The sequence below is a fragment of the Streptomyces sp. NPDC102259 genome (assembly GCF_044766465.1).
In the GTDB taxonomy this organism is placed as follows: Bacteria; Actinomycetota; Actinomycetes; order Streptomycetales; family Streptomycetaceae; genus Streptomyces.
In genome coordinates this window covers 227,495-242,361 of the sequence record NZ_JBIWMA010000001.1, presented here as the reverse complement: position 1 = coordinate 242,361, position 14,867 = coordinate 227,495, and the positions used below count along the sequence as shown (strand labels likewise).

The 14,867-nt window shown below is 73.8% G+C and carries 12 protein-coding genes; 11 read left to right on the top strand and 1 reads right to left on the bottom strand.

Going from position 1 to position 14,867, the window contains the following annotated elements:
• The first annotated feature begins 155 nt into the window (after positions 1–155).
• The 9 genes from ACIRPU_RS01110 to ACIRPU_RS01070 are packed head-to-tail and all read left to right on the top strand — an operon-like array spanning position 156 to position 10,590.
• Positions 156–1,268 (top strand): DUF3344 domain-containing protein, encoded by a 1,113-nt coding sequence (locus ACIRPU_RS01110; RefSeq protein ID WP_403859969.1) that lies wholly within the window; start codon positions 156–158, stop codon positions 1,266–1,268.
• A gap of 49 nt (positions 1,269–1,317) precedes the next feature.
• Positions 1,318–2,493, top strand: a complete 1,176-nt coding sequence (locus tag ACIRPU_RS01105; protein WP_403859966.1) for a glycosyltransferase — start codon at positions 1,318–1,320, stop codon at positions 2,491–2,493.
• The gene (locus ACIRPU_RS01100) at positions 2,490–3,905 is read left to right on the top strand and encodes an exopolysaccharide biosynthesis polyprenyl glycosylphosphotransferase (protein WP_403859963.1); all 1,416 of its coding nucleotides are present in this window, start codon (positions 2,490–2,492) and stop codon (positions 3,903–3,905) included. The genes ACIRPU_RS01105 and ACIRPU_RS01100 overlap by 4 nt, the downstream gene beginning before the upstream one ends.
• A 7-nt stretch (positions 3,906–3,912) precedes the next feature.
• Positions 3,913–5,223 carry an O-antigen ligase family protein gene (locus ACIRPU_RS01095; RefSeq protein WP_403859960.1) on the top strand — a complete coding sequence of 437 codons (1,311 nt, stop codon included), beginning with the start codon at positions 3,913–3,915 and terminating at the stop codon, positions 5,221–5,223.
• Entirely contained in the window at positions 5,220–6,947 is a 1,728-nt protein-coding gene (murJ, locus tag ACIRPU_RS01090) for a murein biosynthesis integral membrane protein MurJ (protein ID WP_403859957.1), read from the top strand. Before ACIRPU_RS01095 ends, murJ begins: the two co-directional genes overlap by 4 nt.
• A complete protein-coding gene (locus tag ACIRPU_RS01085) occupies positions 6,934–7,674 on the top strand; it encodes a polysaccharide deacetylase family protein (protein ID WP_403859954.1) in 741 nt (246 codons plus the stop codon). Before murJ ends, ACIRPU_RS01085 begins: the two co-directional genes overlap by 14 nt.
• On the top strand, positions 7,671–8,834 hold the full coding sequence (locus ACIRPU_RS01080; RefSeq protein WP_403859951.1) for a glycosyltransferase: 1,164 nt from the start codon (positions 7,671–7,673) through the stop codon (positions 8,832–8,834). The genes ACIRPU_RS01085 and ACIRPU_RS01080 overlap by 4 nt, the downstream gene beginning before the upstream one ends.
• Positions 8,831–9,478: a lipopolysaccharide biosynthesis protein gene (locus tag ACIRPU_RS01075; RefSeq protein ID WP_403859948.1), complete on the top strand. Its 648-nt coding sequence runs from the start codon at positions 8,831–8,833 to the stop codon at positions 9,476–9,478. Before ACIRPU_RS01080 ends, ACIRPU_RS01075 begins: the two co-directional genes overlap by 4 nt.
• Complete coding sequence (locus ACIRPU_RS01070; RefSeq protein ID WP_403859945.1) at positions 9,475–10,590, top strand: GNAT family N-acetyltransferase; 1,116 nt, start codon at positions 9,475–9,477, stop codon at positions 10,588–10,590. The genes ACIRPU_RS01075 and ACIRPU_RS01070 overlap by 4 nt, the downstream gene beginning before the upstream one ends.
• Positions 10,591–10,618: 28 nt before the next feature.
• Here the strand turns inward: ACIRPU_RS01070 and ACIRPU_RS01065 are convergent, their stop codons facing one another.
• On the bottom strand, positions 10,619–12,082 hold the full coding sequence (locus tag ACIRPU_RS01065; protein WP_403859942.1) for a glycoside hydrolase family 26 protein: 1,464 nt from the start codon (positions 12,080–12,082) through the stop codon (positions 10,619–10,621).
• Between the two features lie 162 nt (positions 12,083–12,244).
• Here ACIRPU_RS01065 and ACIRPU_RS01060 point away from each other — a divergent pair, with 162 nt between their 5' ends.
• Both ACIRPU_RS01060 and ACIRPU_RS01055 read left to right on the top strand, forming a co-directional pair.
• Positions 12,245–13,588, top strand: coding sequence for an ATP-grasp domain-containing protein (locus tag ACIRPU_RS01060; RefSeq protein WP_403859939.1), 1,344 nt, complete (start codon positions 12,245–12,247; stop codon positions 13,586–13,588).
• Positions 13,588–14,832 (top strand): FAD-dependent oxidoreductase, encoded by a 1,245-nt coding sequence (locus ACIRPU_RS01055; RefSeq protein ID WP_403859936.1) that lies wholly within the window; start codon positions 13,588–13,590, stop codon positions 14,830–14,832. The genes ACIRPU_RS01060 and ACIRPU_RS01055 overlap by 1 nt, the downstream gene beginning before the upstream one ends.
• Positions 14,833–14,867 lie beyond the last annotated feature (35 nt).

The window sequence follows — 14,867 nt, the reverse complement described above, 5'->3', positions numbered from 1 at the left end:
TTGTGCCGCCAAATGAGTGATGTCACCGAAGCCCGGCTTCACCATTCCGACACACTTGTCCGGTTTCGACGGATTAATCCGGACAGCGGCTAGAGTTGCGCCCCATCCGACCCACGCCTATAGCAAGCAAATCGCACGAAAGGGCACCGCCGGTCATGCGTAATTCCCTGGGTCCGCTGGTACGCCGCGCGACAGTCGGCGTTCTCGCCCTCACCGCCCTCTGGGCACCCGGCGGTGCCCGGGCAGCCGGCGCACCGCCCGCCTCGGAGGCACAGCAACTCGCCTTCACACAGCGCTACCACGCGACACAGCACGGCGGAATCGTCCGCGCGGCCAACGCTGCCATCAGCTGCCGCACCACCACCACGCCCACCGGCAAGGCGGCGCCCGCCTGCCCCGCGGTGCGCCAGGGCGGGGCGGCCGTCAACAACGCCTTCGACATGTTCTACGTCGACGTGGACCGCGACCCGAACACCTACAACTCCTCCCGCGCCGAGGTCCGGCTCCCGCAGGGCGCGCGGGTGTCGTACGCGCGGCTGTACTGGGGCGGCAACCTGCGCGTCGGCGAGCAGAAGCCGCCGAAGGACAACGGGCGGGTGCTGATCGCCGAGCCCGGCGGTGAGTACAAGGCGGTGCTCGCGGACACGGTCGTCGGCCACCGGGTGGCCCAGGGCGCCGACGCCTTCCAGGCCTCCGCGGACGTCACGAAGCTGGTGCGCGCGAGCGGCCAGGGCCTGTACACGGTCGCCCAGATCAACGTGGCCATGGGCCGCTCGGCGGCCGGCGCGTGGGGCGGCTGGACGCTGGTCGTGGCGTACGAGAACCCGACGGAGCCGCTGCGTGACCTGTCCCTCTGGGACGGCTTCGACACTCTCGACTCCCCCGCGGGCAAGGAGATCCGACTGCGCGGGCTCGCCGTCCCGCGGGGCGCGGGCGGCCGGGCCGGGCTCGTGGCGTACGACGGCGACCGCGGCCGAACGGGTGATTCGCTCATGTTCTCCACCGGTGACCGAACGCCCGCCGCGCTCACCGATCCGGTCAACCCATCTGACGATGTGTTGAACTCCACGATCAGCGAGCCGGGGGAGGCTCCGGCGGCGCGTGTACCGGCGTACGTCAACACCCTCGGCTACGACTCCGATGTGTTCGATCTGAGCGGCGGTTTGCGGCGCGGCGGTGACCAGCTGGCCGTCCGGCTCGTTTCCCACCGGGACGCGGCGTGGGCCGGGGCGCTCTTCGTCGCCGTCGACACACGGAAGAAGCAGTAGGCGCGTTCCCGCCCGTCCCGAGCGCCACCGTGAGCGAGGAAACCGCGCCATGCACCAGCCAGAACCCGACGCCGGAACCCGGGTCCTGCATCTCACCCAGCCCGTGGACGGCGGGGTCGCCCGGGTCGTGACGGATCTGACGCGGGCCCAGCTCGCGGCCGGCCTGCACGTCACCGTGGCCTGCCCGGCCGGCCGGCTCGCCGGGGACCTGCGGTCCCTGGGAGCGGACGTACGGCAGTGGGCGGCGACCCGGTCGCCGGGACCCTCGCTCCCCGGTGAGGTGCGACGGCTCGTACGCCTGCTCGACGAGGTACGCCCCGACCTGGTGCACGCGCACAGCGCCAAGGCCGGGCTGGCCGGGAGGCTCGCGGTGCGCGGGCGGATCCCGACCGTGTTCCAGCCGCACGCCTGGTCCTTCGAGGCGGTCGGCGGGGTCACCGCGACCCTGGCGCTCACCTGGGAGCGGTTCGGCGCCCGTTGGGCGGACCGGCTGGTGTGTGTGAGCGAGGCGGAGCACACCACCGGCCTGCGCGCCCGGATCGGCGGACGGGTCAGCGTCATCCCCAACGGCATCGATCCCGAGCGCTTCCACCCGGCCTCCGTCGACACCGTACGGGCCTCCCTACTGCCCGAACTCGACCCGGCCACACCGCTGGTGGTGTGCGTGGGGCGGCTGTGCCGGCAGAAGGCGCAGGACGTCCTGCTGGCGGCGTGGACGGACATCGCGCGCAAGGTGCCCGGCGCCCGGCTGGTCCTGGTCGGCGACGGCCCGGACGGGGAGCGGCTGCGGTCCCACGCGCCGGAGTCGGTGCTGTTCGCCGGGGCCGTCGCCGATGCCGTGCCCTGGTACCAGTCCGCCGACCTGGTCGTGCTGCCCTCGCGCTGGGAGGGCATGGCACTGGCCCCCCTGGAGGCGCTGGCCTGCGGGCGGCCCGTGGTGGTGACCGACGTGGACGGCGCCCGGGAGGCCCTGCCGGCCGCGCTCGCGCCCCGCTGTCTGGTGCCCGCCGAGAACCCGGCGGCGCTGGCCGGCGCCGTCGCCGGGCTGCTGCTCGACCCGCTGCTGCGCGAGTCGCTCGGCCACCAGGGACGCCGGCACGTCCTGTCCACGCACGACGTGCGGCGCACGGCCGAGGCGGTGGCGGGCGTGTACCGCGAGTTGCTCACGACCACCCACCGGGCGCGCGTCGCGCCCACCGAGTGCAGGGAGTCCATCCACTCGTGACTGCGGAAAGCACCGTCCCCTCTCCCGGCGCGCAGCCCGGGTACTCGCCCGTCTCGGTCATTCCGCGACGGGAGAGCGGAGCGGGATTCCGGTTCCCCACCCGACGGCCCCCGGCGCGGCCCGCGTCGCCGGTGCCGCTGCTGTTCACCGACGGCCTCGCCACGTTCGTGGGAGCGCTCGCACTGACCGGGGCGCAGCGCCGGCCGCTGCTGGTGGCCCTGCTGGTGGCGGCGACGATACTGCTGCGCCCGCAGCGACCGCGTCCGGTCGTGGGGGTGCTCGACGAACTGCCCGCCGTCTGCGGCCGGATCGCGGTCGCCTGGCTGACGCTGGGCACGCTCGTCGCGGCGTGGAACCCGGCCCACGCGCTGTCGGCCCGCACGCTGCTCCTCGGGTTCGCGGCGCAGGCCGCGGCCGGTTGCGCGGGCCGCGCGGTGGTGCACCTGCGGCACCGCCGGGCACTGCTGCGCCGCCCGCACGCCGCGCTCGTCATCGGTCCCGCCGCGACCGCGCAGCGGGTGGCCACCGCCGTGCTGCGGCACCCCAGGTCGGGGGTGCATCCGGTGGGCATCGTGGCCGAGCAGCCGGACGGCGCCGACGGACTGCCCGTGCTGACCACGGGTCAGGAGGTGCAGCGGGCCCTCATCCAGAACGGCGTCCGGGACGTCCTGTGCGTCCACCCCGCCGTACGTACCGTGCAGGGCCCGCTGCTGCGGGCGCTCGCCGAGTCGGGCTGCACGGTGTGGGAGGTCGACGCCGACACCCCCTCGTACGCGAGCCGCGAACAGCTCGCCGGGTTCTCCTGCCGACGTCTCGACTTGGGAACCCGGCGCCGGGGCAGCCTCGGCAAGCGGCTGCTGGACATCGCGGTCTCCGGGGCGCTGCTCCTGCTGCTGAGCCCGCTGCTGGCGGTGTGCGCGGTGGTGCTGCGGCTGACCGACGGGCCGGGGGTCGTCTTCCGGCAGGAGCGCATCGGCAAGGACGGCCGGCCCTTCACGCTGCTGAAGTTCCGCACCCACCGCCCGGTCGACGAGCACGAGGCCGCGACCCGGTGGAGCGTGGCCGGCGAACGGCAGATGAACCCCTTCTGCCGCTTCCTGCGCCAGACCTCGCTGGACGAGCTGCTCCAGCTGTGGAACGTCCTGTGCGGCGACATGAGCCTGGTCGGCCCGCGCCCCGAACGCCCTTATTTCGTCGGCCAGTTCAGCCAGACCTACCCCGGCTACGCGGCCCGCCACCGGATGCAGACCGGCATCACCGGCCTCGCTCAGGTCCAGGGGCTGCGCGGCGACACCTCGATCGAGGACCGGGCCCGCTTCGACAACGCGTACATCGACAACTGGTCGCTGTGGCAGGACATCTGCATCCTGCTGCGCACCGCGGCCGCCCTCGTGCGACCGACCGGGAGCTGAACCGCCGATGACCCTCGCCCTGCCCCTGCCCCGCGCCCGGACGCTGTCACCGGTCCTGCCCGTGGTCGCCGTGGTCGCCCTGCTCGGCCTGCCGATCGGCCCCGGCGGCGAGGGCGGCGCCGGACCGGCCGACGCGCTGTCCGCGCTGGTCGTGCTGTTCTGCGCGGTCCGGCTGCTGCGGCAGCGGCGGCGCCCGCTGTCCCTCACCGCCGCCCTGGTCCTCGGACTGCCGGTGGTCGGGCTCGCGCTCGCCGCGATGGGCGCGTCCTCGCCGGGGGCGGGGCTCTCCGGTCTGGGCCGCTACCTCCAGATCTTCGTGCTCGTCCCGGCGGCCGTCGTCCTCCTCGTCCGCGACCGGGCCGACTTCCGGGTGCTGGCCTGGTCGTTCGTCGGGCTTGCGGGATGGCAGGGGGCGGTCGGCGTCCATCAGTTCGTCACCGGGACCGGCGCCTCCTACCAGGGCGAGAACATCCGGGCGGTCGGCACCTTCGGGCCGCAGGACGTGATGGGCATGGCGACCGTGGTGGCGTTCGGCCTGATCTGCGCCGTCGGGCTGGCGCTCGGCCGGACCCCGGTACGGCAGCGGGTGATCGCCGCCTGCTCGGCGCTCGCCCTGCTGGTGCCGCTGGCGCTCTCCTTCAGCCGGGGCGCGTGGATCGCGACCGTGCTGACCTGCGCGATCCAACTGGCCCTCGCCGGGCCGCGGCGGGCGCTGAAGGTGGGCGCGGTGGCGGCCGCGGCCGGGGTGATCCTGGTGGGCGGTTTCGGGGTCGGCTCGGCGATGCTCCAGGAGCGCGTCAACAGCATCACGCAGATCAGGGACGCGCCCGACCAGTCGGTCACCGACCGGTACACGATGTGGGCGGCCGCGGTCGGCATGTGGCGCGACCAGCCGCTGACCGGCGTCGGGTTGAAGGGCTTCCCCGAGCAACGCGACGGCCACGCCTCCCTCGCCCTGTCCTCCGGCAGCGACACCGACGGCGCGGGCTCCGGGTTCGTCAAGCAGCCCCTGCTCTCCCCGCACAACATGTACCTGCTGGTCCTCAGCGAGCAGGGCCTGATCGGGCTGCTCACCCTCGCGGGCGGCTGGCTGGCGATGCTGGCGTGCGGGCTGCGCGGCTGGTTCCGGGTCCGGCGCTCCGGACCCGGCCTCGACTGTGCGCTCGTCGCCTGCGGCCTGCTGATCTGGCAGCTCGTGGACTTCACGTACGCCGACATCGGCGGTCCGTCCACCGTGCTGACCGCCGTCGTCTTCGGGGCCGTGGCCTGGTGGGCGCTGGTCGGCGGCAGCGGCCGCGAGGAGGCGCTCGCACGATGACGGTCACGCCTCCCCGGACGCCTCGCACGGACGGTCCCGCTTCCGTGCCGTCGGCGCGGTCCGCCGACCGGTCCGGGGAGACGGCCGACGACGCCGCCGGAACGACCGCCGAGGCGGCGGCCGACGGGCAGGAAAGCAGCGGGCGGGAGGGCGGCGGACTCCCCCTGATCTCCCGTCGGTTCCTCGCCAAGGCCACGTTCGTCACCGCCGTCCTCTCCGTCGCCGGGGCCCTGCTCGGGCTGGTGCGCGACCAGGCGCTGGCCCGGCTGTTCGGGGCGGGCAGCGAAACCGACGCCTTCCTCGTGGCGTGGACCGTGCCCGAGTTCGCGGCCACGCTGCTCATCGAGGACGGACTGGCGTTCGCCCTGATCCCGGCGTTCAGCATGGCGCTCGCCCGCCGCTCCCAGGGCGCCCCCGGCGACCCGGTCCGCGCCCTGGTCGCCGGCACGCTGCCCCGTCTGTCGCTGGCCTTCGTCGCGGTGGGCGCCCTGTTCATCGGCCTGGCGCCGCAGCTGGTCGAGGTCCTCGCCCCGGGCCTGCCCGACCCCGCGCTCGCCGTCGACTGCACCCGGCTCACCGCCACCTGTGTGGTGAGCTTCGGGCTCGCCGGGTACTGCAGCGCCGCCCTGCGCGCGCACCGGCGGTACGGAGCGCCCGCGGCGATCTACGTCGCCTACAACGTCGGCATCATCACCGGGATGTTCGTGCTCGGGGGGCGCTGGGGGGTGCGCTCGGCGGCGGCCGGGGTCGCGGTCGGCGGGCTGCTGATGGTCCTCGTCCAGCTGCCCTCCCTGTGGAGGCAGCTGAGGAAGCGCGGGGCGACCGAGGAGGCCTCCGCTCAGGAGGAGCCCCGGCCCCTCGACACCCTGCTCCTGACGACCGTGCTCCTGTTCGCGCTGTGCCGGCAGTCCCAGGTCCTCATCGAGCGCTTCCTCGCCTCACAGCTGCCGGCCGGGGCCATCTCGCACCTGAACTACGCGCAGAAGGTCGCGCAGATGCCGATGATCCTGTCGGTGATGGTGTGCACGGTCACCTTCCCGGTGGTCGCGCGGGCGCTGGCCGAGGGGGACACCGAGCGGGCCCGCTCACGGGTGGAGCGGGATCTGGCGCTCGCCGCGTGTGTCGTGCTGCTCGGCACGGCCGCCGTGCTGGCCTGCTCGCCGCAGATCATCGAACTGCTCTTCCAGCGGGGCGCGTTCACCGCGAAGGACACGGCCGCGACGGCGGGCGTGATGCGGGTGTACGCGCTCGGGCTGCTCGGCCAGACCCTGGTGGGCGTGCTGGTCCGCTCGTACTTCTCGGCGGGCCGCGGCTCCTGGTACCCGGTCGGCGCGATGGCCTCGGGGATCGTCGTGACCACCTGGATCGGCGCGCTGAGCGTCGGCTTCTGGGGCGTGTACGGGATCGCCGCCGCCAACGCGATCGGCATCACCGTCACCGCCCTCGTCCTGCTGGCCGGGATGGGTCCGCGCAGCGTTCCGGTCGATGTCCGGGGCGTGCTGCGCGAACTGAGCCGGCCGGTGCGGGCGGCCCTGGTGGCCACCCTGGCGGGGGCGTTCGCCGCCGGGCGGTTCACCGACCCCCTGTCCGGCCTGGCCGCCGGGGGGCTCACCGTGACCGTCGTCTTCCTGCTGCTCGGCCGTGCCCTGGGCTCCCAGGGCATCGCCTCCGCACTCCGTTCCGTACGTTCCGCGACCCGAAGGTTCTCCCATGTCCGCTCCTGACAACAGCAGACGCACTCCCGTCCCGTGGGTGGCGATGTACCACTCCGTGGGGGACTGCTCCGAGGATCCCTACCGCATCACCGTCACCCCCGAGCGGCTGGAGAAGCAGCTGATGTGGCTGCGCCGGCGCGAGCTGCGCGGCGTCTCCATGGCGAAACTGCTCGCCGCCCGTGCCCGGGGCGAAGGCCGCAACCTGGTCGGTCTCACCTTCGACGACGGCTACGCCGACTTCCTCACCGAGGCGCTGCCCGTGCTGCGCCGCCACCGCTGCACGGCCACCCTGTTCGTGCTGCCCGGCCGGCTCGGCGGCGACAACGCCTGGGACCCGCTGGGCCCGCGCAAGCCGCTGCTGACCGCCGACGGCATCTGTCGCGCGGCCTACGAGGGCGTCGAGATCGGCTCGCACGGCCTCACCCACGTCGACCTGACCAAGGCCGACGACCTCACCCTGAAGAAGGAGACCGTCGAGAGCCGCGCGGCCCTCGTCGCGTTGCTGGGCACCGAGGTCGACGGCTTCTGCTACCCGTACGGGACGATCGACCGGCGCGCCATGGACGCCGTACGCGCAGCCGGTTACAGCTACGCCTGCGCGATCGACCCCGGCGCGCTGAACGGCCTCCACGCCCTTCCCCGTCTGCACATCGGGCAGGGCGACAACTTCCTCCGCATGCATCTGAAGTACCGGCTGCACCGGCTGCGCCGACGGCCCGTCGAGGGGCTGCGGTGAAGGCGCTGCACATCATCACGGGGCTCGGTGTCGGGGGTGCCGAGCAGCAACTGCGGCTGCTGCTGCGGCACCTGCCGGTCGAGTGCGAGGTGGTGACGCTGACGAACCCGGGGACGGTGGCCGACGGGCTGGCCGAGGACGGGGTCCGGGTCGTCCACCTCGGCATGGCCGGCAACCGCGACCTGGCCGCGCTGCCCCGCCTGGTCCGGATCATCCGCTCCGGCGGCTACGACCTCGTCCACACCCATCTCTACCGGGCCTGCGTGTACGGCCGGCTGGCCGCGCGGCTCGCCGGGGTCCGCGCGGTCGTCGCCACCGAGCATTCCCTGGGCGACTCGCAGATGGAGGGGCGGAAACTGACCTCCGGGGTCCGTGCGCTCTACCTCGCCAGCGAGCGGCTGGGCCGCACCACGGTCGCCGTCTCCCCCACGGTCGCCGACCGCCTGCGCGGCTGGGGGGTGCCCGCCCCCCGGATCGAGGTCGTCCCCAACGGCATCGACCTGGCCCGCTTCCGCTTCGACCCGGACGCCCGCCGGCACACCCGCCGCCGCCTCGGCCTGCCCGACCACGCCTATGTCGTCGGCGGCGTCGGACGGCTCACGGCCGCCAAACGCTTCGACGTCGTCATCCGCGCCCTCGCCCGGCTCCCCGCCGACCACTGGCTGCTGCTGGTAGGCGGCGGCCCCGAGGAGAACGTGCTGCGCCGCACCGCCCACGAGGCGGGGGTCGCCGACCGGGTCCTGTTCACCGGTGAACGCCCCTGTGTCCCCGACGGCACACCCGGCCCCGATCTGCCCTCCCTCACCTCCGCCATGGACCTGTTCGTCTCCCCGTCCCCCGAGGAGACCTTCGGTCTGGCCGTCGTCGAGGCGCTGGCCTGCGGCCTGCCCGTGCTCTACGCCTCCTGCCCGGCGATCGAGCAGCTGCCCGCCGGTGCGGCGGGCGCCCGCCGGGTGACCGGCGGCACCGAGGCCTTCGTCCGCGCGCTGACCGAGGCACGCGCGCGTACCCCGGGCCCGCGCACCGCCGCCGAAGCCGCCCGCCACTACGACATCACCCGCAGCGCCGCCCAGCTCATGGACGTGTACGCGGCCACCGTTTCCGGACCGCCCCTGCTCTCCCCCGCCACCCCGACACCCCAGGAAGTCAATTCCCCATGACCGAGAATCCCCGCCGTCCTGCCGCCCTGCGCCGCGCCAAGGCGCTCCCGCCCTGGTCCCTGCTCGCGGTCGGCGCCGTCGCCGGCGGACTGCTCGGCGGCACGTACGGCGTCCTCGAGCCGCCCACGTACACGGCCACCGCCTACGTGGTCGCCGTCCCCACCGAGAAGTCCGACCCGGCGTCCGCGCTCGGCTTCGCGCAGGCCTACGGCCGGGTCGCCACCCAGCTGGCGGTGCTCGGGGACGCGCAGGTGTGGGCCGGTGTGCCGGTGAAGACGCTCCAGCAGAGCGTGCAGACGGCGACCTCGCCGGACGCCCCGATGGTCTCGATCACGGCGACCTCCTCCCGGGCCGACCTGGCCGCCGACATGGCCAACGCGGTCTCCCGCTCGCTGACCCAGCACGCCAAGAGCTCCCGGGCCGCCACCAACATCGAACTCCAGCAGTTCGCCCGCGCGATCCGGCCGACCGGCCCCTCCTCGGTGTCCCCGGCGGTGACGGGTCTGGTGGGGGCGAGCGCGGGCGGCCTGCTCGGCGGGCTGCTGCTGCTGGTACGGCCGAAGCGGGGCCGGGAGGAGGAGGCCGCGCGCCCCGCCGCCGTCCCCGGCCCGGCCCTCGCCGCCGACGCCCACGGAGCGCTGTGAAGCCGACGTTCACGACCGAACTCGTCACCGACGAAGAGGCCTTCGCCGCCCTCGCCCCCGCCTGGGGCCGGCTGTACCAGCGGTGCGCGAGCGCCACCCCGTTCCAGAGCCACGCCTGGCTCCACTCGTGGTGGCTGTCGTACGGCAGGCGCGGCCGGCTGCGTCTGCTGCTGGTCCGTAACGGCGGTGAACTCGTCGCCGCGGCCCCGCTGATGGCCGTACGCCGACCGCTGCCGGCGCTCGTACCGCTCGGTGGGGCGATCTCCGACTACGGGGACGTCCTCGTCGACGACGACCAGGGCGAGCGGGCCGTCGCCGCGCTCACCGAGGGCCTCGCGGCGGCCGCCCGCACCGCGCTGATCGACTTCCGCGAGGTGCGGCCGGGCGGGGCGGTGGAGCAGGTCTACGAGCGCTGGCACGGCCCCAGGCGACGGGTGAACGACTCGGTGTGCCTGGAGCTGCCCGCCGTGCCCATGGACGAGCTGGTGGCCCGGCTGCCGTCGGCGAAGGCCCAGCGGGTGCGCGCCAAGCTGCGCAAGCTGACCGCGCTGGGCGTCGAGCGTCAGGTCGTGTGCCCGGACGGGGTCGACTCGGCGCTGCGCCGGCTGCTGGAACTGCACCAGTTGCAGTGGCAGGGGCGGAAGGTGACGGGCGAGCACCTGCGGGCGCGGTTCTGCGAGCACCTGGTGCGGTCGGTCGGGCCGATGGTGCGCTCCGGGGACGCGGTGGTCACCGAGTTCCGGCTCGACGACGACGTGGTGGCCGTCGATCTGACCCTGCTGTCGCGACGGCTGGCCGGGGGCTACCTCTACGGCGCCCATCCCCAGCTGCGCGAACGCAAGGCGGATGTGGCGGTGATGCTGCTCGACGCGTGCGCCGAGCACACCCGGAACGGGGGCCGCGCCGCGCTCAGCCTGCTGCGCGGCAACGAGCCCTACAAGCACCACTGGCGGCCCGAACCGGTCGTCAACCAGCGGCTGCTGCTGGCCCGCCGGCGCACCGCTCCGCTGCTGTCGGCGGTCGTGTGCGACGTGGCCGCGCGACGGCGGGGCAAGGAGTTGTTGCTCCGGCTGGAGCAGCGGAGGGAGCGTGACGGTGGCGGCAGGTCCTGACGCGGGCCTGCCGCCACCGCATCGCGGTTCACTCGTCGTTCGACCACCAGTCCAGTCGGAAGCACAGCTTGCCGCCGATCCAGTACTCGACCCAGTCTCCGAGGTCCATCGGTGTGCAGTTCGCCGTGGGTTGGGTGGAGGGCTCGGTCGTGGGATCCGTCGAGGGCGCCGGGGGCGACGGCTCCACGGAGGGTTCGACGGAGGGCGCCGGACTCGTCGGCGGCGTGCTCGGCTCGTCGGTGCGGCCGGACAGCAGCGAGCGGTATACGGCGGACGACTGCGGGTTCTGCCCGCACTGCCACACACCGTGCGGGCAGTAGTCGGTCACCGTGTTGTACAGCGGTTTGTGCTCGTCCATCCAGGCGAGCATGAGCCGCATGTATTCGGCGTTGTCACCGTTGCGAAAGAGTCCCCATTCGGGATAGGAAATGGGCTTGCCATGGCTTTTGGCGAAGTCCACGTGTGCCTGGAGCCCGTAGGGTTCCTTCACCTGCTCGTCGAAGGACAGGCCGGTCGGCTGGTCGTAGGAATCCATTCCGAGGATGTCGACCGTGTCGTCCCCCGGATAGCACTCGGTCCACGGAACGGCGTCCTTGCCGCGGGTCGGCGTGAAGTCGAACCTGAATTTCTGGCCCGGCACCGAGCGCATGGTGGAGACGATCCTGTTCCAGTACTTCTTCCAGGCCTCCGGGTCCGGCCCGCACCGATGGGTGTACGTGATGCCGTTCATCTCCCAGCCGAGCACAATCACCGTGTCCGGCACCTTCAGCGCGACCAGCCGCTCGGCGAGAGCCCTGAAGTGGTGATCGAACTCCCCGGCCGCACCCTGCCGCAGCAGCCCGCGCACCTCGTCGTCGGACACCCCCTCCTCGTTGCGCTCCATCATGGGCACGTTGAGGACGAGCATGCGGTCGTCCTTCTCCAGCCTCCAGTCCGCCCACACGTCGAGGAAGCCGGGCGGGCCCTCGATGTTGTGCCACCGGTCGCCGGGCAGGTAGGTGTGGCCGACGCGCAGCTCCGCGCCGCCCAGCCACTCGCTGAGCTCGGCGATCCGGGCCACGCCCCGGGCGCCGTAGTCGAGGTAGGCGCCGAAGGCGGGGGCGTCCTTCGCGGACGGAGTGGTCGGGGTGGTCGGAGTGGTCGGGGTCGACGGGGTGGTCGGGGTCGACGGGGTGACGCTCTCCGTCGGGGTCACCGACGCCTCGGGGACCACCGGCGTCACGGGGACGACCGGCGTCACGGGGATCACCGGTGCCGGTGTGGCACTCGGGGCGGGTACGACCGGGACGGGCGCGGCGGGTGCGGGGACGGGTGCGGGGAGGGTCACCGCGGCCGCCGGGACGGTGGGGGTGGGAGCGGGAGGATCGGCTACCCGCACCACCCCCGCACCCGCGGCGAATCCAGGTCCGGACGCCAGCGCGGCCGACGCCGCGACCGCTGCCGCGACGACGGCCAACCGTCGGGACCGCGCGCGTCGCTGCTGTGGGGCCATGCCTGCTCCTTTCTCCACTCTCACGTAACGCGCAAAGACCGCGCATTACTGACACTCAGTCATATGAAAGTCACACGAAAAGGAATTACGCCACCGCCGTTACGGCTTTCGAGTGCATCGATCGCCCATACCGGTGAACTGAACCGAAGGACCCCGAAAAACATGCCCGAGTCGCTGCTCGACACTCGCGTCCCCGCCGTTCTTCTGCGGATCGACCGGAATCCCTTTCACCACGGAACGCTGGGTGCCGTGCGCTCGCTCGGCAGAGCCGGAATCGACGTGCACGTGGTCGCCGACTCCACGGGAAGTCCCGTACGCAAGTCCCGTTTCGTACGCCAGTTGCATCCACCGCCGCCGCCCGGCGCCGCCCTCGCCGACATCGCCGCCACCCTGCTGCGGGTGGCCGCCCGCATCGAGCGGCCCGCCGTGCTCATCCCGATGGACGATGCCGGCGCGGTCGCGGTGAGCCGCCTGCGCGAGGAACTGGCGCCCTCCTACCTGCTGCCGCAACAGCCCGTCGCCGTGCCCGAACGCGTCGCCGACAAGGCGGAACTGACCAGACTGTGCGCGGCGGCGGACGTGCCGCACCCGCTCACCGTGATCCCGGACAGCGCGGCGCAGGCCGCCTCCGCCGCCTGGCGGCTCGGCCTGCCGGTGGTGGCGAAGTGGAGCCGGCCCTGGCTGCTGCCCGCCGATTCCGGGCTGCGCAGCACGCTCGTGGTGCGCTCCACCCAGGAGGCGCGCGACCTGTACCTGCGCACCGAGGAGGCCGGCAGCCAACTGCTGCTCCAGGCCTTCCTGCCGCCAGGCCCGGACCGCGACTGGTTCTTCCATGGGTACGCCGACCGCTCCGGCGCGGTCGGCGGCGGCGGCCCGGGCCGCAAGCTGTGCGCCTGGCCACGCGGCGCGGGGCTCACGGCGGTGGGCGAGTGGACCGAGAACCCGCAGGTGCGGACGCTGGCCCAGCGGCTCACCGACGAACTCGGCTACCGGGGCATCTTCGACCTCGACTTCCGCCGCTGCGGCACGACGGGCGACTACCACCTGCTCGACTTCAACCCGCGCCCCGGCGCCCAGTTCCGGCTCTTCGCCGACGGCGCCGGACTCGACGTCGTCCGCGCCCAGCACCTCGATCTGACGCACCGTCCGCTGCCGGCCGGGGTCCCACTGCCGGGCCGGGCGTTCGTGGTGGAGAACTACGCACCGCTGGCCGCGCTGCGACCGGCCCGCCGCGGCCGTGAGCTCGCCTGGCACGCGGGCGACGACACCGCTCCCGGCCGGGCCATGTGGGGCCTGTGGGGCGCCCATGTCGCCCGACGGCTGCTCGACCGGCTGCGCCGGGCCGGCGCCTCGGGCGCGGCCGGGGTCCGGCCCCGCGTGGTCCGCCAGGCGCCGCCGCCCACGCCGTCCCTGACGGACCTGACCGAACCGCCGCCGAGCGCACCGGCCCCGACCGCAGCTGCCCCGGCCGCACCGACCGACGACGAGAAAGCGAGCAGCTGCTGATGTACGACCTGCTGGTGGTGGGCGCGGGCCCGTACGGCCTGTCCATCGCGGCGCACGCCGCGGCCGCCGGGCTGAAGCTGCGCGTCTTCGGCCGGCCGATGGCCTCCTGGCGCGACAACATGCCGGGCGGGATGTTCCTGAAGTCCGAGCCGTGGGCCTCCAACCTCTCCGACCCCGCCGCCCGCTGGCGGCTCGAAGCGTACTGCGCGACCCAGGGCGTGACGGCCCGGCACGGGGAGCCGATCCCGGTGGAGATGTTCGCCCGGTACGGGCTGTGGTTCGCCCGCAACGCCGTCCCCGACGTCGACGAACGCACGGTCACCCGGATCGTGTCCCGGCCGGGCGGCTTCGAGGCGGTCACCGCGGACGGCGAGACCGTGCGGGCCAGGACGGTCGCCCTCGCCGTGGGCGTCATGCCGTTCGTCGAGATGCCGGCCGCCCTGCGCGGACTCTCCCCCGACCTGGTCTCGCACAGCAGCCACCACGGAGACCTCGACCGCTTCCGCGGCCGGGACGTCACGGTGATCGGCGGCGGCCAGGCGGCGCTGGAGACGGCCGCGCTGCTCGCCGAACAGGGCTCCCGGGTACGGGTGCTGGCTCGCGCGGACCGGCTGCGCTGGAACGACGTGCCGCCGCCCTGGGAGCGCCCGTGGTGGCAGTCGGCCCGTTCCCCGCAGAGCGGGCTCGGCTGCGGCTGGCGCAACTGGTTCTACGCGGAACGCCCCGGCTTCTACCGCCGGCTCCCGGAACCGACCCGGGCGCGCATCGCGGCGACGGCGCTCGGCCCGGCCGGCGCCTGGTGGGTACGGGACCGGGTCGAGGGCTCCGTGCGGGTACGGCTCGACCACGAGGTGACGGCGGCGCGAGCGGTTCCGGGCGGGGTACGGCTGGAGGTGGCCGGAGCGGACTCCTTCGAGACCGAGCACGTCATCGCGGCCACCGGCTTCAAGGCGACCCGTGACCGGCTCGGACTGCTCTCCGGCGAACTGCGCGGGGCGCTGGCCACGGTGTCCGACGGCTCCCCCGAGGTGAGCCGGGACTTCGAGTCGTCCCACCCCGGCCTGTTCCTGGCCGGTCTGGTGACGGCGGCCGGCTTCGGCCCGGCGATGCGCTTCGTGTACGGCGCGACCTTCACGGCGGGGACCCTCGTCCGGGGCGTACGGCGCCGGCTGCACACGGGCGTGCCGAGCCGGGTGATCCCGGCACCGGGTCGGCACGGTGCGCCGGAAGCCGTACGACGCTGAACCGGATGGGCTGCGGGTGCCGGGCGCGAGAGCGC